Source organism: Pseudomonas sp. NFACC45, from assembly GCF_900113505.1.
Taxonomy (GTDB): domain Bacteria; phylum Pseudomonadota; class Gammaproteobacteria; order Pseudomonadales; family Pseudomonadaceae; genus Aquipseudomonas; species Aquipseudomonas tehranensis.
On record NZ_FOPO01000005.1, the window covers coordinates 319,925 to 343,179 of the forward strand.

The window sequence follows — 23,255 nt, forward strand, 5'->3', positions numbered from 1 at the left end:
TCTTCTCTCGCCCCGGGGCAGGGCACGCCGTTCACTTCGAATTTTCAGTTACAGGTCCACTGCGACACACAGTCGGCACGGGTTCTCGTGGTCCGTCCTTTTCAGAGGGCGGGCCGTTTACAAAGATGGGGATGTTTCCTTGGCAGTAAGTAATCTCGACATGCATGCGTTATTCGTACTTGGTGATCTGCGGGCAAAACTGGTCAAGCAGTTCCAGTCGCGCTTCGTCTACATCACCGAGCAAACCGCCGAAGGTATTTATGTTGCCGAAATCGACACCGAATCGGCCTTGGTGGTCGATGACAAGCCCAGGCTTGAACTCAAAGTCGGTGATCATTTTCGTGCAGCGGTATTGCCCAGCCGTGAAGGTGGCAAGTTTGAACTCCGCTTTCGCGATATCAAGCTGACGGTCTATGGCCTTGGCGATTACGCCTTCGTGACCACCCCCGGTGGCCACGCGATCCTGTTCAAGGAAGGGCACAGCGTGCTGACGGTTTTCGCCGCCAACGAGCAGTTGCACGAGGGCCTGACCAAGACCCTCAAGGCCGTGACCGCCAAAGCCGCCAAGTGGCGCAAAGGTGAACTCGTCACCTTCAAGGCCAGCGAGTGATGTGTACCTCGTCAGCCCGACGGATGTGATAGGCGGGCTGACACAGCGTTCGGGTTTTGCGCCCTGCTAACAGTTTTCACCCGGTCTGCGTGGAACCTCGGCTACAGTCAGTTGACTGAATTAATCAGAGGCTTGCGTCCGGTTACGCAGGACCGTTGAGCTATTGCTGTGTCTGGTACGAGGTGCAACGCATGAAACGAGTTCGACAGTGGTTGGCTGCCTGGGCCACCTGTGCGGTGATGGTTTCGCCACTCCCGGCATCGGCCGCGCAGGCGCCGATCCATTTTGCCGACCTGAACTGGGAAAGCGGGAGCCTGATCACCGATATCCTGCGCGTCATCGTTGAGAAGGGCTATGGGCTGCAGACCGACACATTGCCGGGCACCACCATTACCCTGGAAACCGCGCTGGCCAATAACGACATCCAGGTGATCGGGGAAGAGTGGGCCGGTCGCAGTCCCGTATGGGTCAAGGCCGAGGCTGAGGGCAAGGTGGTCGCCTTGGGCGATACGGTCAAGGGCGCGACCGAAGGCTGGTGGGTCCCGGAATATGTGATCAAGGGCGACCCGGCCAAGGGCATCAAACCCCTGGCCCCGGATTTGCGCAGCGTCGAAGACCTGGCGCGCTACAAGCATGTCTTCAAAGACCCGGAAAGCCCCAGCAAGGGCCGCTTCCTCAACAGCCCCATCGGCTGGACCTCCGAAGTGGTCAACAAGCAGAAGCTCAAGGCTTATGGGCTGTCCGACAGCTATGTGAATTTCCGCAGTGGTTCGGGCGCGGCGCTGGATGCGGAGATCAGCTCGTCGATCCGCCGGGGCAAGCCGATCCTGTTTTACTACTGGTCGCCGACGCCGCTGCTGGGACGTTTCAAGCTGGTGCAGTTGCAAGAACCCCCGTTCGATGCCGAGGCCTGGAAAACCCTGACCGATGCCGACAATCCCAACCCCAAGCCAACCCGCTCCCTGGCCTCGAAGCTGTCGATTGGCGTCTCCGCGCCGTTTCAGAAGCAACACCCGGAGATTGCCGAGTTCTTCAGTAAAGTCGACCTGCCCATCGAACCGTTGAACAAGGCCCTGGCCGACATGAGCGAGAAGCACACACCGCCGCGCGAAGCCGCCGAGGCGTTCCTCAAGGCCCATCCACAGGTCTGGCAGGCCTGGGTGCCCAAGGAGGTCGCCGACAAAGTCGCTGCCGGTCTGTAGCGTGCCAGATTGAACTCTTGATCTTGAGCAATGCGTCAATCGCCGAAAACCGGCAGTCTGCCCCCGTGCGGCGAAATGCCGAATTCGAGCTAGGATGATTGTTCAACCTTTCAAGGAGGCTGGCGAATGACGCTGTTAGTGGCTCGGTCGCTGGTCGCAATATTTGCGACCATCAGCTTGATTCATTTGTATTGGGCCCTGGGCGGGCGATGGGCGGCCCTGGCGGTCGTGCCTCAGGTTCCGGCGAGGCAAGGAGAGTCGTTGCGCCCGGCGTTCAACCCATCGGGTTGGCTGACACTGCTGGTGGCCCTCGCGCTGCTGCTGATTGCAGTTCTGGTGTGCCTGCGGGTCGGCTTGCTGGCACCGCCCGTCACCCATCGGGCGTTGCAATGGCTGATCAGCGCGATCGCCTTGCTGATGTTCGCCCGCGCCATTGGCGAATCGAACCTGGTGGGTTTCTTCAAGGAGGTCAAGGGTTCGATGTTCGCCAAGCTCGACACATGGGTTTATTCACCGTTATGTGTCGTGCTTGGGGCCGGCCTGCTGACGGTTGCCTGGGCCTGAGTGCAATACGCTTGTCGTGGCGATCAGGTCGCGGATTGTTGAGCCGTCCAGTGTTTCATCTCTTCGGCGATAAAGTGATTCACCAGGTCGCTGTACATTTTCTCGATCGCATCGGGGCTAAGGCCTTCAGCCTCGGCCCACTGGCGCCGGGTCGCCAGCATGGCCTGAAAGCGCTCGGGAGCACGCACCGACGTGGCCGAGGTCTTGAATTTCGACGCCGCCAGTACGTACTGAAAACGCCTGCCCAACAGCTTGATAACGGTCTGGTCGAGGGCGTCGATTTCGCGGCGGATGTCTTCCATATTCGCGCAATCGCAGGGTTGTAGCGGGTTGTGCACTTCCATGCAGTTACTCCTTGATGAGACAGGATCGGCCCAAGCCGGGCCGATCTTCGATAGGACAGGAAACTCCCTGTGCAAGCAAGGTCCCGTCGCCATGGGGTTGAACTAAGCGTCTCCGAAGGATACTCACATCTTTGTGGCGAGGGGATTTATCCCCGCTCGACTGCGCAGCAGTCGCCAGCCGACCGGCGCGCTGCGGCGTTTCGCTAAATCCCCTCGCCACAACAGTTGTTCAGCCTTCGAGCCCGCGTTGTTCGATCACGCCAAACACATCCGCCACGTCCTGCACCAGAATCCGGGCGACGTTGGTGAGGGTGTTTATATCACTCGTCGCTGAATCGCGCAGGCTGGAGCAGGCCACCAGCGTCAGATAATCGAGGGTGGCGTGCAGGCGTTCGCTGGCGCAGGCGTGGAGTTCGGGCAATGGCGCGTGGGTGTCGATCAGCAGGACGGGGTGGGTGGTGGCGGTTTGGGTTAATGGGGTGAAACGGTCGGATGCTTGATGTGTGGTCATAAGGTCATTCCGTTAAGAAAAAAAGAACTGCCCCCTTCATGCTGCGAAACAAATGGGTGGCAGCTACGCGCGGGTTCGCAGACCGAGGAATGACCCAACCCGGCAGACCCGAAGGTCTCCCGCGCGCAACCGCCATAAAATGAAAGCCGGCAATTTTGCCTGAGTTTTCATTCGACGGTGCAAGTCATTCATATTCTGTAGGGCTGCGAAACCCAGCCACTGACCAACGCCAGCGGCGAGCCCAACTATAGGAGGCGATTCCAGCAGCAACAACTGCCCTGTAGGACGCTCACGGCCCCTGTGGCGAGGGAGCTTGCTCCCGCTCGGCTGCGCAGCAGTCGCAAAACCGCTGCCTGCGGTGTACCTGGCGAAACGCGGTGTCTGGTTTGGGGCCGCTTCGCAGCCCAGCGGGGATAAATCCCCTCACCACAGGGGTAAATTCCTACGAGATTTTAGGACCGACTCTGGCCGCTACCACTTGGAGTTCGCAGGTCCGGTGGGAGCAAAGCTTGCTCGCGAGGCAGAGCTCCCGGCTCGCAGGGAAACCGCGTCATCTTCATCGCGGGCGAGCCTTGCTCCCACCGTGGGTGAATTCCTGACCACTAGCGCCGCCCCGTGCGCGTACTCACATCCACCCACACCGCCAGCACCAGAATGCTGCCCTTGACGATCATCTGCCAATAACTGTCGACGTCGAGCATGGACATGCCGTTGTCCAGGCTGGTGATCACCAGCGCGCCGAGGAGGGCGCCGTAGACGGTGCCGGAGCCGCCGCGCATGGAGGTGCCGCCGATGAAGCAGGCGGCGATGGCGTCGAGTTCACCCATGCTGCCGGCCGAGGGTGAGCCTGCGGCCAGGCGCGCGGTGTTGACCACGCCGGCGAGGGCGCACATCACGCCCATGATGCCGAAGATCCACAGCTTCACCGCCTGCACGTTGATCCCGGACAGGCGCGTGGCTTCCATGTTGCTGCCCACCGAGTAGACCCGCCGGCCGAACACCGTCTGGCTGGTGACGTAGCTGAACACACCGAGCAGAATCAGCAGAAGCAACACCGGCACCGGGATGCCGTCGTAGCTGTTGAGGGTATAGACGAACCCGGCCAGTACCGCGCCGATCAGCACCACGCGCAATACATCACGCACCAGGGAGTGGGCCGCCAGGCCATGCAGGGCGCGATTGCGCCGCTGTTTCCAGGTCAGGAACAGGGTCAAGGCAAACAGCAGTACGCCCAGGCCCGTGCCGACGGAGTGCGGCAGATAACCCTGACCGATGTAGACCAGCTCCGGTGACACCGGGGCGATGGTGGTGCCGTCGGTAATCCCCAGCAGAATGCCGCGAAAGGCGAGCATGCCGCCCAGGCCGACAATGAATGACGGGATGCGCAGATAAGCCGTCATGTAGCCGTTGCCCAGACCGATCATCAAACCACACAAGGCCACCAGGCTCAGGTTCGCCAGCAGCGGGATGTGATAGATCACGTCGAGAATCGCCGCCAGGCCTCCGAGCAATCCAAGCAGTGAACCCACCGACAGATCGATCTCGCCGCTGATGATCACCAGCACCATGCCGCAGGCCAGGATTCCGGTGATGGACATCTGCCGCAGCAGGTTGGAGAGGTTGCGCGGGGTCAGGAACCCGCCCTCGGTCTGCCAACTGAAAAACAGCCAGATCACCGCCACGGCGATCACCAGCGCGAGCATTTTGTAGCGGCTGAAGAGTTGCTTGACCTGATTCATCTACGCGGACTTCCGATCATTATTGTTATGGCCTTCGGGGTGGCTGAGGGCGGCGGCGAGCACCTGTTCCTGGGTGAGTTCGTGGTTGATGAAATCGCCGCGCAATTGGCCTTCGCCGATCACCAGCACGCGGTCGGACACCCCCAGCACTTCGGCCAGCTCCGAGGACACCATGATGATCGACACGCCTTCGGCGGCCAGCGCGCCCATCAGCTTGTAGATCTCGTACTTGGCGCCGACATCCACGCCACGGGTCGGCTCATCGAGAATCAGCACGCGCGGTTGGGTCAGCAGCATCTTGGCCAGGACGGCTTTTTGCTGGTTGCCGCCGGAGAGGCTGGTGATCGGCAGGAACGGGCTCGCGGTCTTGAGGTGCATGCGCGAGATTTCCCGGTCGATGCTGCCCAACTCCGCTTCGGTGTCGATGCGGGTCATCTTCGAGTAGTTGTCCAGCACTGCCAGGGTGATGTTCTGGCCCACCCCCAGGTCGGGAATGATGCCTTGGCGCTTGCGGTCTTCAGGCACCATGCACAGGCCAGCGCGGATTGACTTGAGGGGCGTGCGCGTGTCGATCGGTTGGCCGTTGAGCCAGACCTCACCTTCGTGGCGGCCAGGGTAGGCACCGAACAGCGCCGACACCAGTTCCGTGCGGCCGGCGCCGACGAGCCCGGCGATGCCGAGGATTTCCCCGCGCTTGAGCACGAACGAAATGTCGTCGACCCGTTTGCGCTTGGGGTTGTCGACGTCGTAGCAAGTGATATGGCGCGCCTCGAAAATCACCTCGCCGATGTCATGGGGTTCGGTGGGGTAGAGGTTACTCATTTCTCGTCCGACCATCTGGGTGATGATCTGCGGGATGTCCATGTCGGTCATGGCGGTGGTGGCGATGTGTTTGCCGTCGCGGATCACCGAAATGGTGTCGCACACGGCGGCCACTTCATCGAGTTTGTGAGAGATGTAGACGCAGGCGACGCCCTTGGCCTTGAGGTCGCGGATGATGTCCAGCAGCACCTCGATTTCCGAACGGGTCAGAGCCGAGGAGGGCTCATCGAGGATCAGCAGGCGCGCCTGTTTGTTCAGCGCCTTGGCGATCTCCACCAGTTGTTGGTAACCCCCGCCGTATTGTGAAACCGGTAGCGAAACGTTCATGTCCGGCACCTTGAGTTCACGCATCAAGGCCTCGGCCCGGTGGATCATTGCCGGGTAGTTCATGCGTCCGCCAGGCAGCGTCAGCTCGTGGCCCATGAAGATGTTTTCGGCCACCGACAGGTCGGGGACCAGGGTCAGCTCCTGATGAATGATGACGATCCCGACGGCTTCTGTTTCGCTGATGGACTGCGCCTTGAGCGGCTGTCCGTCCCAGACAATTTCACCGTCCCAGGTGCCGTACGGGTAGACCGCCGACAGGACTTTCATCAGCGTGGATTTACCGGCGCCGTTCTCACCACACAGGCCGACGCATTCACCCGGCTTGACCTTGATGTCGATGCCATTGAGGGCTTTGACACCGCCAAAGGTTTTGACGATGCCGTTCATTTGCAGCAGGTAGTCGGACATGGCGAGGGCTCATATAAAAAGGGCTCACACACAAACAGTGGGGCAGGCAGTCAAGGAACTGTGGGAGCGAGCCTGCTCGCGATAGCGGTAGTTCAGCTTGCATCTATAGTGGATGTGCTTGCGCCATCGCGAGCAGGCTCGCTCCCACAGGGGGCTTGATTGACTGGTATTAGGTCACTGCCCGGCGATCTGCGCCTTGGTATAGAACCCATCTTTCTCAAGCAGGTCGATGTTGTCCTTGGTCAACGGGGTCGGGGTGAGCAGGATGGTGTCGACTTTCTTGCTGCCATTGTCGTATTGCGAGGTGTAGGTGGGTTTCTCGTTGCGCGCCAGTTGCACCGAGAGCTTGGCCGCTTCGGTGGCGATCAGTTTCAGCGGCTTGTAGACGGTCATGGTCTGGGTGCCATCGATCACCCGCTTGACCGCCGCCAGGTCCGCGTCCTGGCCCGAGATCGGCACCTTGCCGGCCATTTTCTGCGCGGCCAGGGCCTGGATGGCGCCGCCTGCGGTGGCGTCGTTGGAGGCGACGATGCCATCGATTTTGTTGTCGTTACGGGTCAGGGCGTTCTCAACGATGCTCAAGGCTTCGGTGGGGTTCCATTCCTTGACCCACTGCTGCCCGACAATCTTGATATCGCCCTTGTCGATGGCCGGTTGCAGCACTTTCATCTGGCCTTCGCGCAGGACCTTGGCGTTGTTGTCCGTGGGCGCGCCGCCGAGCAAAAAGTAGTTGCCCTTGGGTGCCGCTTTCAACACGCCGCTGGCCTGCATCTCGCCGACTTTTTCGTTATCGAAGGAAATGTAGGCGTCGATGTCGGCATTGAGGATCAGTCGGTCATAGGACACCACCTTGATCCCGGCCTTCTTGGCTTCGGCCACGGCATTGGTCAACACGGTGGCGTTGAACGGCACGATGACGATCACATCGACGCCACGGGAGATGAGGTTTTCGATCTGGGAAATCTGTTTCTGCTCGTTGGCATCGGCCGACTGGACGAAGACTTTGGCGTCCATTTTTTCCGCCGCCGCGACGAAATAGTCACGGTCCCGGGACCAGCGTTCCAGGCGCAGATCATCGATGGAGAAACCGATTTTCGGGTGGGTAGCGTCGGCCATGACCGGAAGCGAGAGCAGGGCCAGGGCGCCGGCGAGCAGCGTGAGTTTCAGTTTTTTCATGGTGGTGCGTCCTTTTATTGTTGTTCGAAAGACACTGCCTGACGATGAACGTGGTGCGGGTAGAACTGTAGAGACTCCCGGGGTGCCGCGCGCAGAGATTTGTCGTGAGAATGTAACAACCTCTGCGCAGCGAACGGGGCCTGGTGTCAGGGGTAGATGAACCGGTTGACCACGTTTTCGAGCATCTCTTGCCGACCACTCACAGCCTGCGGATTGAGCTCGTTGTCGAAGGCGTGTTCGGCCAGTGAAGCGAGGCTGAACTCACCGGCCAGCACCGCCTGACCGAACGGCTGCTGCCAGCCGGCGTAGCGTTGGTCCTTGAACTGCTGGAGTTGGTCGTTCTGCACCATGGCCGCTGCACGTTCCAGGGCCAGGGCGAGGACGTCCATGGCCGCGACGTGGCCGTGGAACAGGTCGATCTCGTCCAGGCTCTGACGACGGACCTTGGAATCGAAGTTGAAGCCGCCATGGGTGAAGCCACCGGCCTTGAGGATTTCATAGGTGGCCAGGGTCATCTCTTCGACGCTGTTGGGGAACTGGTCAGTGTCCCAGCCGTTCTGCGGATCGCCACGGTTGGCGTCGATGCTGCCGAAGATCCCCAGGGAGACGGCGGTGGCGATCTCATGATGGAAACTGTGCCCGGCCAGGGTCGCGTGGTTGGCCTCGATGTTGACCTTGATCTCCTTCTCCAGGCCGAACTGTTGCAGGAAGCCGAACACCGTGGCGCTGTCGTAATCGTATTGGTGTTTGGTCGGTTCCTGCGGCTTGGGTTCGATCAGCAGATCGCCCTTGAAACCGATTTTGTGCTTGTGCTCGACCACCATGGCCATGAAGCGCCCCAGTTGTTCGCGCTCGCGTTTGAGATCGGTATTGAGCAGGGTCTCGTAACCTTCACGACCACCCCACAACACGTAGTTGGCCCCCTTGAGACGCTGGGTGGCGTTCATCGCGCTGAACACTTGGGCGGCGGCGCAGGCGAACACTTGCGGGTCGGGATTGCTGGCCGCGCCTGCGGCGAAGCGCCGGTTGCTGAAGCAGTTGGCGGTGCCCCACAGCAGCTTGATCCCGGTTTGTTCCTGATGCCGTTCCAGGTGGTCGATCATCTGCGCGAAGTGGTTGCGGTACTCCCTCAGCGACTGGCCTTCCGGGGCGACATCGGTGTCGTGAAAGCAGTAGTAGTCGATGCCCAGTTTGGAGAAGAATTCGAAGGCCGCTTCGGCCTTGCCGATGGCCAGTTCCATCGGGTCGCCGGCATGCTGCCACGGGCGCTGGAAGGTGCCGGCGCCGAACACATCGGATCCCGGCCAGACAAAGGTATGCCAGTAGCACACAGCCATACGCAGGTGCTCGCGCATGGGCTTGCCGAGCACGAGCTTGTCGGCGTCGTAGTGGCGAAAAGCAAGAGGCGAGTCGCTGGCGGGGCCTTCGTAGCGAACCTTGTCGATGGCGGGGAAGTACGACATGGGCGTTTTCCTTATTGTTCTTGGCGGTGTGTCCCGATACTAACGCCGGCGTCATGACCGCTGATTATGAAAATCACCAAGGCACAGTGCGATTTTGCGTATTGAGATCCGGCGCTGGCGGGCCTAGTCTGTGTCGATCGGCTCAGGATCAAAAACAATGAAAACCGTCCCGCCCGTTCACCGCATCGCGTTGTTGTTTAACGGCAGCAAGATCTACGACCGTGGCATCATCAGCGGCATCGGCAATTACCTGAGCAGTACCCGGGCGTCCTGGGACCTGTTTCTGGAAGAGGATTTTCTCTGTCGGTTGAAAGGCATCGAACGCTGGCAGGGCGACGGGATCATTGCCGACTTCGATGACCCGCTGATCGGCGAGGCGTTGACCGGGATCGGCTTGCCGGTGGTGGCGGTGGGCGGCTCTTACCAGGATGAGCGCGCTTATCCGAAGGGCATTCCCTATGTCGCCACCGACAATGATGCATTGATGAAGTTGGCGTACGAGCACCTGATCGAGGCCGGGTTGACGCGTTTTGCCTGCTTCAGCCTGCCGCAAGCACAAGCCAATCGCTGGGCCCAGGAACGGGAAAACGCCTTTCGCCGGTTGCTGCTGCGCGATGGTCTGCACGCCGAGGTCTATCGCGGCATGGGCACCAGCGCGCCGCTCTGGGACAGCGCCGTCGAACAGCAGATCGCCTGGCTGCAAAGCCTGCCCAAACCCATCGGCATCATCGCCGTCAGTGACGCCCGCGCCCGGCAACTGCTGCAGGCCTGCCTGACCGCCGGGATCGCCGTGCCGGAGCAGGTAGCACTGATCGGCATCGACAACGACCCCCTGACCCGCACCCTGACACGGGTGCCGCTGAGTTCGGTGATCCAGGGCACCGAAACCATGGGCCGAACCGCCGCGCGCTTGCTCCATCAGATGCTGCACGGCATGCCGTCCACGGGTACGCAGGTGCTGATACCCCCGGATGCGATCAACGTCCAGGCCTCGAGTCTGCATCAGCCGTTGGGCAATCCCTACGTCATGCAGGCGCTGCTGTTCATCCGCCAATATGCCTGCCAGGGCATCAAGACCGCGCAGGTGGCGGCGTATGTGGGCGTGTCGCGTTCCTCCCTGGAGGCGCACTTTCGCAAGGCGCGCGGCTGCAGCGTGCACGACGAAATTCTGCGCTTCAAACTGGCGGCGGCGGCCCAGGGCTTGGAAAACACCGATTCGGCGATTGCCGACATCGCCCAGAACTGCGGCTTCAAATCGGCGCAGTACCTGCACACGGTGTTTCGTCGGGAGTTTGGCTGTACGCCCCGCGAATACCAGCAGGGGCGCGGCACAGGTCACTGAAACCGGCCTTCGCCGCGCACAACTATTGCTGGAAGCAATAGTGACCATTACCAAACACAAGTTCTGTTTTGTCGGCAATGCCTGGAAAATCCCTCCCATCGAACAGGCGGCCCAAGCAGCTCCGTTGCCTGATGAAGCGAACCTTTTATTTTCAGGACCAGACCGATGCGCCTTTTATTTGCGTCTTCCATGGCGTTTGCCTCCTTGTTGCTCGCCGGTTGTGCCAGCGCGCCGAATGACCCGACCCTGACTTTGCAGACCAGCAAGACGCCGGCCCAGTACGCCGACTGTGTCGTGCCGAAATTGCAGGACCACGCGATGAGCCCGACCGTCTCCCAGACCCAACGCAGCTACCGGATCGTGGTGCCGAGCAAAGTGTCGGCGGACAACGTGCTGGAAGCCTACAAGGCCGGGAGCGGCGGCAAGGTATTCATCTACGAGCGGCATCTGTTGGCTTCCAGCTTCCTGCCTTCGAGTTTTGAACGCGCCGCACAGGACTGCATCTGAGGCCGGCCCGTACAGGTTTTTCACCGTGCTCCTTTGGTTGGCCGCAACCAACCATTTTTTTACCCCGCACCGCATTCGGTAGCGGGGTTTTTTTTGCCTGTGGGGAAGAGGGTGTCAGATTCACTGGAGTCCGCTGCCACAGAGCGATGGCTGGCCCGGCGTTGTAGTTTGACGAGGAGCCCTGTAACCGGCATATTTGCTCGTTGATGATAATTAGTGCTCGTTTATGAAGGTTGTAAGCCCATGACTTCCACCCACGAAGTGTTTCCTGATGAACGCCAGCAACTGATCCGCGAGCGTCTGGCCCTGTATGGGCGGGTTATTGCGACTGATCTGGCCAGCGAGTTCAAGGTCTCCGAGCACTCGATACGGCGCGACCTCGGCGTATTGGCAGCGGCGGGGTTATGCAAGCGCGTCTATGGCGGCGCCATCCTGGTGCCCGCCGATGAAGGGCCGATAGCCGTTCGAGTACGGCAAAACGTCGAGCGCAAGGACAGTCTCGGTCTGGCGGCGGCCTCGTTGCTGAGGGCGGGACAGCATGTGCTTATCGATGCCGGCTCGACCAACCTGGCGATTGCCAGCGCAATCGATCCGGGCCTTAAGCTGACGCTGACCACCAATTCGCCGTTGATTGCCGTGCAACTGATGAAACTGCCTTGCGCCGAGGTGATTCTGTTGGGCGGGCGCTTGAATACGGTGTCGGGCGGGGTGATCGGGCTGACGGCGGTGCAGCAACTGCGCCAGTTCAATTTTGACCTGTGTTTTCTCGGCGCTTGCGCCATCGACCCGGACAATGGCGTCACGGCGTTCGGCCTTGATGATGCCGAGTTCAAACGCGCGGCTGTCGCGGCGAGTGGTCAGGTGGTGGTGGCGGTGACCAATGAAAAACTCTCCAGCATTGCTCACTATCAGGTGGCGTCGTGTGAAGAGGTGGCAGCCCTGGTGGTGGAGCACGACGCGCCGGGCGAACGCCTGGAGCCGTTCTTCGGCAGGATTGCCACCGTCATGACCGCGTCCTGCGAACCGCAGCAGGCGTGAAGCGTTGCTGTAGCGCTCACGACATTCAAGCGCATGTGCGGCGAGCCATTGTCCGTCGCACGATTTACCGCTAGTTTGCTGGCCCATCAAAAGTACAAAAATAATCAGGAGTCATCGATGCAACCGATTCGTCTCGGTCTGGTGGGCTACGGCAAGATTGCCCAGGATCAACACGTTCCCGCTATCCTCGCCAACCCGGCGTTCCAGCTGGTGTCTGTCGCCACTCAAGGGCAGCCCTGCGCCGGTGTGGAGAATTTCCGCTCCCTGGGCGAACTGCTTGAAAACGGCCCGCAGGTCGATGCGATTGCCTTTTGCACTCCGCCGCAAGGTCGATTCGCATTGGTGCAGCAGGCGCTGGCCGCCGGCAAACATGTCCTGGTAGAAAAGCCGCCCTGTGCCACGCTCGGTGAAGCCATGGCCTTGGTGGATCAGGTCCGCGAACAAGGCGTAAGCGGCCTGTTCGCCTGGCATTCGCGTTACGCGCCGGGCATCGAAGCAGCCCGTGACTGGCTGGCCAGCCGCACCCTGCAAAGCGTCAAGATCGACTGGAAGGAAGACGTACGCAAGTGGCACCCCGGCCAGGCCTGGATCTGGCAGCCTGGAGGCCTGGGCGTCTTCGATCCCGGCATCAACGCGTTTTCAATCGTGACCCATCTGTTGGCGCTGCCGCTGTTTGTTGAGTCGGCAGAACTGCGCGTGCCGAGTAACTGCCAATCGCCGATCGCCGCCAGTATCAAGATGTCCGATGCGCAACACCTCGACGTGCGCGCGGAGTTCGATTTCGACCACGGTCACGACGAACTCTGGAGCATCGAGATTCGCTGCGCCGAAGGCCTTCTGCGCCTGGACAACGGTGGGGCAGTGCTGAGTATCGACGGGGTGCGTCAGACGGTTTCCCAGGAGGGCGAGTACGCCGTGGTGTATCGGCATTTCCAGCAAATGATTGCTGACAAAACCAGCGACCTGGACCTGCAACCGTTGCGCTTGGTGGCGGACAGCTTCTTTCTTGGCAGTCGGACCTTGGTTGAGCCGTTTTACGACTAGCCCCTAGGGGGCGGTTCAAGATCGCACACCGTCTGTCTTGAATGCCCCGTTCTGCCCATGTTGAGGTGAAAACACCGGCCCCATGCTGGCACTAACCCGTGGTTACGTTGTCAGTACTTGGCGTCTATAGCGCCGACGATCGGCTCAGATAGCGACACGTCAGCAACATGACGCACTTTTTTTGACGCCTTCGGGCAAATAACTCGCGATGGATTGCGCCGGGACCGACTATTCCTTTGCGGGTTGATTCTCTATGCGCTTTCTACTCGATCCGCGTCATGACATTGATGCTGCCTTGTTGAGTTACCGCCGGGTGTTCGGGTCGCTGGCGCTGTTCAGCGGTGTGATCAATCTGTTGGTGCTGGTGCCATCGCTGTACATGATGCAGGTGTACGATCGGGTTCTGACCAGCCGCAACGAAACCACCTTGTTCATGCTGACCCTGATCGCTCTGGGCCTGTTTATGTTCAGTGCCCTGATCGAGTGGGTTCGCGGCGAGGTGATGATTCGCATGAGTGCGGGGCTGGACGACGCCCTGGGCGAGCGTATTTTCGACGCCGCCTTCGCCCGCAGCCTGCGCGAGCACAACGCCAACCCGGCCCAGGTGCTCACTGATTTGGCGACGTTGCGTCAGTTGATCACGGGCCAGGGTCTGATCGCGTTGCTCGATGCACCGTGGTTGCCGATCTTCCTGCTGGTGGCGTTTATCTTTCACCCTTGGTTCGGGGTGCTGACTTTGGTGCTCGCCCTGGTGCTGATCGGCCTGGCGCTGTGGGGTGAGCTGGCGACTCGCGCTCGGTTGGGTGAAGCCAATCGCCTGGGTGTGCAGTCGTCTGTCTATGTCAACAGCACGCTGCACAATGCCGAGGTCATTCAGGCGCTGGGCATGCTCGGCCCGTTGCGCCAGCGCTGGAGCCTGCTGCAACAACGCATCATTGCCGCCCAGGCCCATGCCAGTGACCGTGGCGCCCGTATCACCTCTGCAACCCGTTTCGTGCGCATATCGGGACAGTCGTTGGCCCTGGGCCTGGGTGCGCTGCTGGTGCTCGAAGGGCAGATGTCGGCAGGCATGATGATCGCCATGTCGCTGCTGCTGGGGCGTGCCCTGGCGCCGGTGGAAATTGCCATCGGCTCCTGGAAACAGTTCAACGCCGGGCGCCAGAGCTACCAGCGTCTGAGCCAGCTGCTCACCCAACACCCCCGCGAGCGCTTGCGCATGCCCTTGCCGCCGCCCACCGGCGCGGTGCGCCTGGAGCAACTGTATGTCGGCCCGCCCGGTGCCTCGCAACCGATTGTGCGCGGGATCCATTTCAGCCTGGCCAAGGGCGAAGTGCTTGCCGTGGTCGGCCCCAGCGCCAGTGGCAAGTCGACGCTGGCCAGGGCGCTGGTCGGGGTGTGGCCGGCCATGGCCGGCTCGGTACGGCTGGATGACGCCGAGATCAGCCAGTGGTCCCATGATGCCCTGGGCCCGTACCTGGGTTACTTGCCCCAGGACATCGAGCTGTTCGATGGCAGCGTTGCCGACAACATCGCCCGCTTCGGCGAGCAGGATGCCGACAAAATCATTGCCGCCGCGCGTCACGCCGGTATTCACGAGATGATCCTCAGGTTCCCCAAAGGCTATGACACGCCACTGGGCCCCGGTGGGCTGGGTTTGTCTGGCGGGCAGAAGCAACGCCTGGGCCTGGCCCGCGCACTGTATGGGCGCCCGTCGCTGATTGTGCTCGACGAGCCCAACTCCAATCTTGACGAAGCGGGTGAGTTGGCGCTGGTACAAGCGATCAATGCGCTCAAGGCCGCCGGCAGTACCGTGGTGCTGATCACCCATCGACCCAATGTGCTGGCGGTGGTCGATCACATCCTGGTACTCAAGGACGGCGCCCAACAAGCCTTCGGCCCACGGGACCGGGTGCTCAAGGCATTGATGCCGGGGCCCAGGCCCGCGGCGGTGAGGGAGGCTGGCGAAGATGCGTGATCTGACCCCGGCTGCATCGGCGCACAGCGAGCAGCAGGTGAGTGTGCTCGACGCCAATACCCTGCCCAGTGCCAGTACCGATGCCAGCGGTGCTGCGCGGTATGGGGTGGGCTTCCTGGTCCTGACGCTGGGCGGCTTTTTGCTCTGGGCCTTCCTGGCACCCCTCGACCAGGGTGTCGTGGGCAGTGGCACCGTGGTGGTGGCGGGCGAGCGCAAGGCGGTGCAGTCGTTGGTCGGCGGGGTAGTGGACCAGTTGCTGGTCAGCGATGGCGATCGAGTCAGCCAGGGGCAGTTGCTGGTGCAGCTCAATACCGTACAGGCGCAGTCGCAATTGGACGTGACCCTGGGCAAGTTGCTCAACGACCGCAGCATCGAAGCGCGGTTGATTGCCGAGCGCCTGGGCAGCGCCGAGATTCAATGGCCGGCTGAACTGCTGGAGCGCGCCGAGGAGCCGCGGGTCAAGGCCGCCATGGCCTTGCAAAACCAGTTGTTTCTGACCCGCCGCGCGGAGCTGGGCAGCCGTTTGCAAATCATCGAACACGAGGTCGCGGCGTTGCAGCAGCAATTGCAGGGCTATGAAGGCGTCAAGCGTAACTACGACGCGCAGATGCGCTTTCAGCAACAGGAGCTCGAAGGCCTGCGCGAGCTGGCCCGTGAGGGTTACGTTCCACGCAACAAACTCTTCGAGGCCGAGCGCAACGCCGCCCAACTGGCCGGCCAGATTGCCTCCGGCGTGGGGGATGTCGGCCGGACCCGCCAGGCCATTAATGAAAGCAAGCTCAAGGCGTTGCAGGTGCAACAGGAATTTCGTCGCGATGCTGAAACCCAGCTCAGCGAGGTCTCCGCCGAGGCGGCCGGTTATGCCGATCAGATTCGCGCCCTGCAGTTTGAAGTCGACAACGGTGCTATCCGTGCGCCAGTGGCCGGGCAGGTCATGGACGTGAGCATTCACACCGTCGGCGGCGTGGCCCAGGCCGGGCAAACTCTGATGCAGGTGGTACCGCTGGATGCGCCCATGGCGATTACCGCGCGTTTCGAGCCGTTGATGGCCAACAAGTTGCGCCCGGGGTTGCCGGTGCATGTGCATTTCACCGCGCTGCAACGGGTGGATACGCCGACGGTAACCGGCACTGTGAGTACGGTCTCGGCCGACCAGTTGATTGATGAGCAGACGCACTTGCCGTACTTCTCCGCCAAGGTCGAGATTCCCGCCGACACGGTCGCCTCGTTGCAGGCCGCCGGGCTGTTAGTGCGACCGGGCATGCTGGCCGATGTCACGGTGGTCACGGGGGAGCGCACCTTTATGAATTACCTGATGAAACCTTTGCGCGAACGCTTGCTGGCAGCCTTCAAAGAGGAATGAGCATGACCGACCGTTGCCGTTACAGCGCTCGCGTGCTGCTGAGCCTGTGTTCCAGTTGGGCCGTGATCAATTTCGCCTCGGCCGCCGACGGTGGCCTGAGCCTGACCGCGGCGTACGACGCCTCCCGACTCAACGACCCGACCTTGCAGTCAGCCACCCATGCTTATGATGCTTCTCGCCAGGAAGAAGCGATTGGCCGTGGCGGCCTCTATCCGCAAGTGTCACTGACTTCGCGTTACGGGCGCGGCGGACGGACCGATGGTGGGGATGACAGCGGCTACGTCAACAGCAACGATTACCAGGCCAACAACGTCACCCTGGCGGCGCAGCAAGCGCTCTACGACAAGGCACGGTGGGCGGCGTACCAGGAGGGCAAGGCGCGAGGACAACTGGGCAGCCAGCTGTTCGACGTTGCCAGCCAGACGCTGTTCGACCGGGTTGCCAAGGGCTACTTCGACGTCGCACGAGCGGAAAACGAGATCAAGTTGATCGTCCAGCAGAAAGCTGCCATCAGCGGCTTGGTCACCCAGAGCAAAAAGCTTTTCGAGGGTGGCCAAGGAGCGATCACCGATATTGACGAGGCTCAGGCGCGGCTTGACCTGGTCGAGGCCCAGGAGGCCGAAGCCCAGGCTCGTCGCGTGGCGGCACTGCGGGCGTTGTCCGGTCGGGCCAATGTGCCCATCGATGACATTTGGCCGATGCGCGAGGAGCTTGCCGCCGGCAGCCCGATCCCACCCGAGCAGGACCTGCCGTACTGGACGGCGATTGCCCGTGAGGCCAGCCCCGAGCTGGCGGCCCGGCTGGCGGCGGTGAAAGTGGCCGAGGCCCAGGCCGACAGCCAGCGCGCCGGGCATTACCCGACCTTGGCACTGACCACTCAGTTGACCCGCCGGGAAACCCGCCAGTATCAGGAGCTCGACCCGCGCCAGGACACCTATTACGTGGGGGTGCAACTGGACATCCCGTTGTATCGCGGCGGAGCGGTGCGCGCATCGGTGGCCAAGGCCCAGGCGCAACTGGCCGGCGCGCAGTCGGACTACGACGTGCAGCGTCAGCAGTTGGCCGAGACGATCGAAACCGATTACCTGGGCGTGGTGGCCGGCTTCGCCAAAAGCAAGGCGATGCAACGCGCGGTGGCGTCCAATCAGCGGGCACTGGCCTCGACGGAAAAAGGCTTCCAGGGCGGTGTGCGCTCCACGGTGGACATCCTGGATGCGCAACAACGGTTATTCCAGGCCCGTCGGGACCTGCTCAACACCAAGCTGGACATGCTGCAAAGTTATGTGAGCCTGCACACCCACACCGGCCAGATGAACCGGGCCGTTCTGGAGCAGGTGCAAAGCCTGTTTTGAGGCGCGTAGGGGCTCCAGCACTCGACGTTGCAACGCCCTCCTGCGGACCAGGGAGCAAGCGCCCTGGGCACAAAAAGCGGTTATCTGGGCAGTGGCGAGTGGCTGGCCGGAACCGGCGGTCTCTGGGGCTTGACCGAGGTGCCAAACGTATTGCCCATGCGCACGCTGGTGGCCGCCGGGGTCGCCAGGCCGATGCTGTTCGGCGGGCGTTTGTTAACGGGCACATTCAACGCCTCCTGCGTGCGTTGCGCGGCAGCCGCGGCGTGCGGATCGTTGCCCATTTGCCGGCTCAGGCAGTTGTAGTCCGCAGTCCTGTAGCCGCCCACGGTCACCTCGATACACGCCGGTACCTCTTCGCCATGGACCCACGGCTGGGCCATGAGCAGTCCGAGGCCCACCATCATTTTCATCCACTGTTTCATTGCCGACCTCCTGGCCCGCCCAGGGGGCGGTTCGCTGTCAGAACACGAGTTTAGTGGGGTTCGAGGGATTTGTATCAGTTGTCATACGACATTCATAAACAGCCCTCAGGATGACGGTTTTCAACGGATACGTCAGTCGTGCAGCAAGGCAGAGCCGGGGGCGGACGCAGGCGTGGATTGGCCAGGTCGCCCTTGGGGGGACTGATGGCGTTGTTGTGGTTGCTGGCCGCGCCGATCCAGGCGAACGGCCTGGTGGACCTGGACATCGCCCCGCAGGAACTGACCACGGCGCTGGAGCAATTCAGCCGGGCGACGGGTATGGCGGTGCTGGTGGATCAGCAGCTATCCCGCCAGCGCCATACGCTGGGCGTCCAGGGACTGTTCACAGCTTCTCAAGGGCTCAATGTGTTGCTTCGCGGCACCGGGCTTGTGGCGCATTACGCCCGAGCGGATGCGTTCACGCTGCAACCGGTGCAGGTCCGTGAGGTGCCGCTGCCTTCTGGCGCGGCCCCGGGCTTGAGCGACAGCAACTATGCGGCGGCGATCCAAACGGTCATCCAGCGCAATTTGTGCCGTTCACCACTCACCCGCCCGGGAAGTTTTCGGGCGGTGCTGCAAGTGTGGATCGGCCGGGACGGCGTGGTTCAGCATAGCCGCCTGGTCAGTTCCACGGGCGATCCGATGCGTGACAAGGCCTTGGTCAACAGTTTGCAAAACCTCAGGATCGACCGCCCGGCGCCCAGTTCATTGCGCCAACCGGTGACCCTGCTTTTATTACCCGACTCATCAGGAACAAGCATGGAGTGCACAGCAGGGGAAGGGGTTTTGGGGCGATGAAACACTCTGGTCGCAGCCCGTTGGTCAAGTTGTTCCTCACCTCTTATGAGGATTTCAAGGTGCGCCTGCGCAAGCGCCTGGGCTCCGAGGAACTGGCTAACGATGTGCTGCATGAAACCTACCTGCGGGTCGATCGCATGGTCGAGACGCCGGACATCGCCCAGCCCAGTGCCTATCTCTATCGCATGGCGCTGAACATTGCCGCCGACCGTCGACAGGCCGATGCTCGCCTGCTCACCGGCAGCGAAATCGAGGACTTGCTGCAGATTTCCGATGAGGCGCTGGATCCGGCCCGGGTGGTGGGGGGGCAGAAGGAGTTGCAGACCCTGCTCAAGGCCCTGTATGAACTGCCGGCGCGGCGCCGCAGGATTTTCATTGCCGCGCGTCTGGAGGAAGCGCCGCACCTGGAAATATCCCAACGTTTCGGCATCTCCACGCGCATGGTAGAGAAGGAAATCAAGGCCGCGCTGGGGCATTGCGCCCTGCGTCTGGAAAGAAAAGTGATTCAGCGGTTCGGTCCCGGCGCGGGAAAACAGTCTTGAGAGTAGAGACCAGACCAATTCGTGAGTGTGTGTGCGCTTGAACATCTTCAGCATTGCTTCCCCTGATGCCACGCCTGAGGCTCGACTGGCCAGCGAGGCCCAAGACTGGTTGGTCCTGCTGACCTCGGGTCGCGCCACCGTGGCCGATGCCCGAGCCCTGCGCCAATGGTGCGGGCAAAGTCCCGAACACGCTCGGGCGTTCGAGCAGGCCAAGGCGTTGTGGCACGGGCTGCAACCGGCCGCCGAGGCGTTGCAGGCGCCACGACATTTCGGACGACGGGCATTGCTCGGCGGCGCGATCGCGGCGTCGGCAGGTTTTCTGTTGATCCGGGCCACGGTGCCCGGTGGGGTTTCCGGGCTCGGTGCCGACTACGTCACTGAGGTTGGCGAACAGCGCCGGGTGGAACTGGCCAAGGGTGTCAGTCTTGAGCTGAATACCCAAACCCGCCTCAGCCGCCGTCAGTTGGCCGATGGCGGGCAGGGGTTGGTGTTGCTCGGTGGCGAAGTTGAAGTGCTGGGAAGCAGTGCTTCGACGGTCAGTGTCCAGGCCGGTGCTGGCTGGATCAGCGCCGCTCGGGCTCGGTTCAATATCCGCTACATCGACCAGAGCGTCTGCGCGACCTGCCTGGAAGGTGTGGTGCAGGTCCAGGTGCGCGGCCAGAGCTTTCACCTGGAGTCGGGCATGCAACTGACCTACGACAGCGGACGGATGGGCACTCCAAAGAAAGCAGATGTGTCGGCGGCCACTGCCTGGCGCGAGCAGGTGCTGGTGTTCAACGACGCGACCCTGGCCAGCGTCATCGACGAAATCAACCGCTATCGTCCTGGCATGTTGCTGTTACTCAATCGCGAATTGGGCCAGCGCAAGGTCCAGGCGCGGTTCCGGCTTGATCAACTGGCTGGCGTGGCGCTGTTGATCCGCGATGCCTATGGCGCCAAATGCACCGAGTTGCCGGGCGGGGTGGTGGTGCTGAGCTGAGTTCAGCGCTATCCGGATGAGCCTCATTGCGAGCAGGCTCGCCCCGCACTGGATTTACCCTCACTCCAACGGCCCCAACACCTGCCGATACTTTTCCACCCCTTGTGGCGTCTGCCGTGTCAGGCTGATTTCGATGCCCAGCGGGTTTTCCTGGCGATTGCCGCTGAGCTTGCGCCAGCCTTTTTCCCTGTCCCAGTAACGCAGTCCTGCATCGCTGACTTCGCTGAGCACCGCTACGCCCGCGCCGGGTGCCGGCAATGGGTAGCGGCTGCGGGCCTGGCCTTGGGCTCGGTAAAGCGTGTCTCCCTCGAGCCACCAGCGCACCCTTTGCAGCGTGCCTTCTTGAGCGGCGGCCACCCGGATCACATCCAGGCGAAAACCCCGACCTTCGGTGCTGCGCACGGTGAGCGCGGGTGGCGCGGTTGAGGGCTGGTCATCGACTCCGGGTTTTAACGGTTCGCTCAACTCAATGCTGGCGCGTAATGCCACGTCGCGCTCCAATTGGTTCAACACTCGCAGCAAGGCTTCGGTCTGCTCGGTGCTGGCCTGTAAATGACTGTCGGCCCGGGTGACGCTGTCCAGTCCGCGCCAGGCAATCAGGCTGACCACCGCCATCAGCAGAATCGCCACCATGACTTCAAGCAGGGTGAAGCCCGTCTCTCGGCCGTTCATTGAATCTGCACCCGGCCAGCGGCGCTGCGTTGGACGTTTATGTTGTTCTGGCCGTCCGACAAACGAATGTTCAGCGGGGCGCCGATCCACTCGGCGCTCAACACCACTCGCTGCCTGGGTTCCACACGAACGTCCATGGACGGGCTCTGCCACCGCCGCGGGTGCAGTTGCGGATCATCCTTGAAGCGATCCAGCCCTGGCCCTTGATCCTGCCGACGACTGAAACCGAACCCCTTGGCATCCCAGCGCCAGCTAATCGGCCGGCCATCGACGCGGGCTTCGGTTTGGGCGAGCTGTAGCAGTTGCGCCAGCCGCTCGGCGTCCTGGCGCAACAACTTCAGCGGATCGGGTTTGATGCTCAGGCCCACTGCGGCACTGGCGATGCCGATGATCACCAGTACCACCATCAATTCGATCAGGGTGAAACCGCGTTGCTTGCCAAGGTTCATGCGCGCTCCTTTGCGTCGGTATTCATCCTGCACGGTGAAGATGATAAGGATGTGAAATAAAACGGAGAGAATCGAGGCGTACGCTGGAGGCTGGATAAAAAAGGAGAACCGGACCATGGCGTTCATCGAGCGTGTTTCCCCAGCGCAACTCCTCCAGGCACTCGGCCTGTTGGCGGCATTGGCCGGGGTGGCGACCTGGTCTTCGCTGCTGCTGACATCGGCCGAATCCCGCACGCCGGATGTTGCCCCGCAACGGCTGGCCGAGCGTTCCGATAATCCTGCACTGCAATGGTTCTCCAGCCAGCCGGCGCCGGTGGATATCAAGGTCAGCGGTGTGCTGGCCGGTGCTCGCGGGGCTGTGGCGATCCTCAGTCTCAACGACGGCCCACCCCGCAGTTTCCTGGCTGGGGAGCGGGTGGCTCATGGGGTGCGGCTGGTATCGATCGAGGCGCAAGCGGTGGTGATCGAGCGGGGCAATCAGCAAACCCGGCTGGCCTTGGCCCGATTGCCGGATTCGGTGGCTTTACCCTCACTCACCCGTCCTTGAGATCACGACGAGCCCTCGCCACAATGGACCGTGTCTAGCGACTATTTTCCCCGACTGACCAGCGTCTCCAGCCGTGCCAGCGGCGGTGCCTCTCGGCTGCGATCCGACACGGTCAGTTCGACCCACAACATCCTGCCGCTCTCCGCCGGGCGCAGGCTCTGTTCGCAACGCAGCAGCAACCGTCCCTGATCGCATTCGATGACTTTTGAACCCTGCACAAAACGCCCCTCCAAGCGCAGTTGCGCCAGTTGGCTGCGGGCCGCCAGCAGTGCGATGGATTTGTCTCGCAACAGCCCATTGCTTTGAGTCATCACCGCCGCCACGCGCACCGCCGCCGACATGGCCACGGCGATGATCGCCAGGGCGACCAGTACTTCGATCAGGGTGAAGCCGGCTTGTGGGGCGGGACGTGGCATCGCGCGAGCTCTATGGGCAGAGGCAGTCCCCGAGCTTAACCACCATTGTTGACCGATTGACGACGTAAGCTCCTGAGCATTTTCAATATCACTGACATGTTTTCTTGCAACACTGCGCCACGAATTGAATCCAGCGAAGGACCGTCGAGATGCAGATCGCCCGTTACAACGCCCGTCTCCAAGGCCCTCGTGGGCAGCAGGGTTTCACCCTGATCGAAATCATGGTTGTGGTGGTCATTCTCGGCATTCTGGCGGCGATGGTGGTGCCCAAGGTACTCGACCGGCCGGACCAGGCTCGGGCGACGGCGGCGAAACAGGACATTGGCGGTTTGATGCAGGCGTTGAAACTCTATCGCCTGGACCACGGCAGTTACCCGAGCATGAACCAGGGGCTCAAGGTGCTGGTGGAACGGCCCGCTGACGCAAAAAACAGCACATGGCGTTCCTACCTGGAACGCCTGCCCAACGATCCATGGGGGCGTCCCTACAACTACCTCAACCCCGGCGCCAATGGTGAAGTCGATATCTTTTCCCTGGGGGCCGACGGCCAGCCTGACGGCGAGGGTGTAAATGCCGACATCGGCTCCTGGCAGTTATAAGGGCC

The 23,255-nt window shown here is 61.7% G+C and carries 25 protein-coding genes; 15 read left to right on the top strand and 10 right to left on the bottom strand.

Features of this window, described 5'->3' with window-relative positions:
* The first annotated feature begins 160 nt into the window (after positions 1-160).
* The 3 genes from BM132_RS11625 (at position 161) to BM132_RS11635 (ending at position 2,376) form a co-directional block, all read left to right on the top strand.
* Positions 161-610 (top strand): hypothetical protein, encoded by a 450-nt coding sequence (locus BM132_RS11625; RefSeq protein ID WP_092398841.1) that lies wholly within the window; start codon positions 161-163, stop codon positions 608-610.
* Between the two features lie 191 nt (positions 611-801).
* Complete coding sequence (locus BM132_RS11630; RefSeq protein ID WP_092455383.1) at positions 802-1,812, top strand: ABC transporter substrate-binding protein; 1,011 nt, start codon at positions 802-804, stop codon at positions 1,810-1,812.
* A gap of 126 nt (positions 1,813-1,938) precedes the next feature.
* Positions 1,939-2,376: a DUF3995 domain-containing protein gene (locus BM132_RS11635; protein WP_092455385.1), complete on the top strand. Its 438-nt coding sequence runs from the start codon at positions 1,939-1,941 to the stop codon at positions 2,374-2,376.
* Positions 2,377-2,399: 23 nt separating this feature from the next.
* Here the strand turns inward: BM132_RS11635 and BM132_RS11640 are convergent, their stop codons facing one another.
* The 6 genes from BM132_RS11640 to xylA form a co-directional block, all read right to left on the bottom strand.
* Positions 2,400-2,720 (bottom strand): isochorismate lyase, encoded by a 321-nt coding sequence (locus BM132_RS11640; protein WP_092455387.1) that lies wholly within the window; start codon positions 2,718-2,720, stop codon positions 2,400-2,402.
* A gap of 229 nt (positions 2,721-2,949) precedes the next feature.
* Complete coding sequence (locus BM132_RS11645) at positions 2,950-3,231, bottom strand: fructose-bisphosphate aldolase (protein ID WP_092455389.1); 282 nt, start codon at positions 3,229-3,231, stop codon at positions 2,950-2,952.
* A 602-nt stretch (positions 3,232-3,833) separates the two neighbouring features.
* The gene (locus BM132_RS11650) at positions 3,834-4,970 is read right to left on the bottom strand and encodes a sugar ABC transporter permease (protein ID WP_092398827.1); all 1,137 of its coding nucleotides are present in this window, start codon (positions 4,968-4,970) and stop codon (positions 3,834-3,836) included.
* A complete protein-coding gene (xylG, locus tag BM132_RS11655) occupies positions 4,971-6,527 on the bottom strand; it encodes a D-xylose ABC transporter ATP-binding protein (protein WP_092455391.1) in 1,557 nt (518 codons plus the stop codon).
* Positions 6,528-6,701: 174 nt separating this feature from the next.
* Positions 6,702-7,703: a D-xylose ABC transporter substrate-binding protein gene (xylF, locus tag BM132_RS11660; RefSeq protein ID WP_092455393.1), complete on the bottom strand. Its 1,002-nt coding sequence runs from the start codon at positions 7,701-7,703 to the stop codon at positions 6,702-6,704.
* A 146-nt stretch (positions 7,704-7,849) separates the two neighbouring features.
* Positions 7,850-9,166, bottom strand: a complete 1,317-nt coding sequence (gene xylA, locus BM132_RS11665; protein WP_092455395.1) for a xylose isomerase — start codon at positions 9,164-9,166, stop codon at positions 7,850-7,852.
* 157 nt (positions 9,167-9,323) lie between these two features.
* Between xylA and BM132_RS11670 the strand changes: the two genes are divergently transcribed.
* The 7 genes from BM132_RS11670 (at position 9,324) to BM132_RS11700 (ending at position 17,787) form a co-directional block, all read left to right on the top strand.
* Complete coding sequence (locus tag BM132_RS11670) at positions 9,324-10,508, top strand: XylR family transcriptional regulator (protein ID WP_092398819.1); 1,185 nt, start codon at positions 9,324-9,326, stop codon at positions 10,506-10,508.
* 165 nt (positions 10,509-10,673) lie between these two features.
* Positions 10,674-11,015: a hypothetical protein gene (locus BM132_RS11675; RefSeq protein WP_092455398.1), complete on the top strand. Its 342-nt coding sequence runs from the start codon at positions 10,674-10,676 to the stop codon at positions 11,013-11,015.
* Positions 11,016-11,258: 243 nt separating this feature from the next.
* On the top strand, positions 11,259-12,053 hold the full coding sequence (locus BM132_RS11680; protein WP_092398815.1) for a DeoR/GlpR family DNA-binding transcription regulator: 795 nt from the start codon (positions 11,259-11,261) through the stop codon (positions 12,051-12,053).
* Between the two features lie 117 nt (positions 12,054-12,170).
* The gene (locus BM132_RS11685; protein ID WP_092455400.1) at positions 12,171-13,097 is read left to right on the top strand and encodes a Gfo/Idh/MocA family protein; all 927 of its coding nucleotides are present in this window, start codon (positions 12,171-12,173) and stop codon (positions 13,095-13,097) included.
* Between the two features lie 253 nt (positions 13,098-13,350).
* The gene (locus BM132_RS11690) at positions 13,351-15,072 is read left to right on the top strand and encodes a type I secretion system permease/ATPase (RefSeq protein WP_092455402.1); all 1,722 of its coding nucleotides are present in this window, start codon (positions 13,351-13,353) and stop codon (positions 15,070-15,072) included.
* Complete coding sequence (locus tag BM132_RS11695; protein ID WP_092398807.1) at positions 15,065-16,435, top strand: HlyD family type I secretion periplasmic adaptor subunit; 1,371 nt, start codon at positions 15,065-15,067, stop codon at positions 16,433-16,435. The genes BM132_RS11690 and BM132_RS11695 overlap by 8 nt, the downstream gene beginning before the upstream one ends.
* Before the next feature lie 2 nt (positions 16,436-16,437).
* On the top strand, positions 16,438-17,787 hold the full coding sequence (locus BM132_RS11700; RefSeq protein ID WP_092455404.1) for a TolC family outer membrane protein: 1,350 nt from the start codon (positions 16,438-16,440) through the stop codon (positions 17,785-17,787).
* Positions 17,788-17,867: 80 nt separating this feature from the next.
* On the opposite strand, the gene BM132_RS11705 is transcribed toward BM132_RS11700, so the two are convergent.
* The gene (locus BM132_RS11705; RefSeq protein WP_092455406.1) at positions 17,868-18,209 is read right to left on the bottom strand and encodes a hypothetical protein; all 342 of its coding nucleotides are present in this window, start codon (positions 18,207-18,209) and stop codon (positions 17,868-17,870) included.
* A gap of 204 nt (positions 18,210-18,413) precedes the next feature.
* Between BM132_RS11705 and BM132_RS11710 the strand changes: the two genes are divergently transcribed.
* Genes BM132_RS11710 through BM132_RS11720 form a run of 3 tightly spaced genes read left to right on the top strand, consistent with a single transcriptional unit; the run spans position 18,414 to position 20,567 of the window.
* Positions 18,414-19,046, top strand: coding sequence for a TonB C-terminal domain-containing protein (locus BM132_RS11710; protein WP_092455408.1), 633 nt, complete (start codon positions 18,414-18,416; stop codon positions 19,044-19,046).
* Positions 19,043-19,588 carry a sigma-70 family RNA polymerase sigma factor gene (locus BM132_RS11715; RefSeq protein WP_047228928.1) on the top strand — a complete coding sequence of 182 codons (546 nt, stop codon included), beginning with the start codon at positions 19,043-19,045 and terminating at the stop codon, positions 19,586-19,588. Before BM132_RS11710 ends, BM132_RS11715 begins: the two co-directional genes overlap by 4 nt.
* A gap of 37 nt (positions 19,589-19,625) precedes the next feature.
* Positions 19,626-20,567 (top strand): FecR family protein, encoded by a 942-nt coding sequence (locus BM132_RS11720; RefSeq protein WP_092455609.1) that lies wholly within the window; start codon positions 19,626-19,628, stop codon positions 20,565-20,567.
* A gap of 60 nt (positions 20,568-20,627) precedes the next feature.
* Here BM132_RS11720 and BM132_RS11725 read toward each other — a convergent pair whose 3' ends face one another.
* Complete coding sequence (locus BM132_RS11725) at positions 20,628-21,239, bottom strand: type II secretion system protein GspJ (protein WP_092455410.1); 612 nt, start codon at positions 21,237-21,239, stop codon at positions 20,628-20,630.
* Positions 21,236-21,688, bottom strand: a complete 453-nt coding sequence (gene gspH / locus BM132_RS11730; RefSeq protein ID WP_092455412.1) for a type II secretion system minor pseudopilin GspH — start codon at positions 21,686-21,688, stop codon at positions 21,236-21,238. Before gspH ends, BM132_RS11725 begins: the two co-directional genes overlap by 4 nt.
* A 115-nt stretch (positions 21,689-21,803) precedes the next feature.
* Here gspH and BM132_RS11735 point away from each other — a divergent pair, with 115 nt between their 5' ends.
* Positions 21,804-22,235: a general secretion pathway protein GspC gene (locus BM132_RS11735; protein ID WP_092455414.1), complete on the top strand. Its 432-nt coding sequence runs from the start codon at positions 21,804-21,806 to the stop codon at positions 22,233-22,235.
* 41 nt (positions 22,236-22,276) lie between these two features.
* On the opposite strand, the gene gspI is transcribed toward BM132_RS11735, so the two are convergent.
* A complete protein-coding gene (gene gspI / locus BM132_RS11740) occupies positions 22,277-22,651 on the bottom strand; it encodes a type II secretion system minor pseudopilin GspI (protein WP_092455416.1) in 375 nt (124 codons plus the stop codon).
* 149 nt (positions 22,652-22,800) lie between these two features.
* On the opposite strand from gspI, the gene gspG reads away from it, so the two are divergent.
* Complete coding sequence (gene gspG, locus BM132_RS11745; protein ID WP_092398789.1) at positions 22,801-23,250, top strand: type II secretion system major pseudopilin GspG; 450 nt, start codon at positions 22,801-22,803, stop codon at positions 23,248-23,250.
* Positions 23,251-23,255: the final 5 nt, after the last annotated feature.